Consider the following 562-nt stretch of genomic DNA (forward strand, 5'->3'; position numbering starts at 1 on the left):
AAGTGCCATTTTGTCTGCAAGTGCTTTGCTATTAGTTAATGCCGCACCACCTTCTGCAGTGGTAACAATTTTAACAGGGTGAAAGCTAAACACGGTAATATCACTGTATTCACATGAGCCAATTGGTTGTTCTAAATAACGTCCACCTATTGCATGTGAAGCATCTTCAATGACTTTAAAGCCATATTCTATAGATAACGCATGGATTGCTTTCATGTCACATGGCTGACCACATAAATGCACTGCAACTAAAACTTTAGGCAAAATACCTTCTTTTTTAGCGCGAATAAGCTTTTCTTTTAATGCTACAGGGCAAAGATTATAAGTTGCGGGATCTATATCAACAAAATCTACTGATGCGCCACAATACAAACCACAATTAGCTGAGGCTACAAATGTGACAGGTGTTGTCCATAATATATCACCGGCCCCTAGTTCAAGCGCTAAACAAGCAATATGCAAAGCTGACGTTGCACTATTAACAGCCAAGGCATGATTGGCGCCGCTTGAATCCATCAGTGCACGTTCAAACGCAGGGACTTGTGGCCCTTGCGTCAAAAAG

At 41.3% G+C, this 562-nt stretch carries 1 protein-coding gene; it reads right to left on the bottom strand.

All coding sequences use genetic code 11. From position 1 onward, the window contains the following. On the bottom strand, positions 1-562 hold a 562-nt coding region (locus QL995_RS21750), incomplete at both ends, for a DegT/DnrJ/EryC1/StrS family aminotransferase (RefSeq protein ID WP_290295087.1).

Origin of the sequence: Pseudoalteromonas sp. APC 3358, from assembly GCF_030408075.1 — a bacterium.
GTDB classification, from domain to species: Bacteria; Pseudomonadota; Gammaproteobacteria; order Enterobacterales; family Alteromonadaceae; genus Pseudoalteromonas; species Pseudoalteromonas arctica.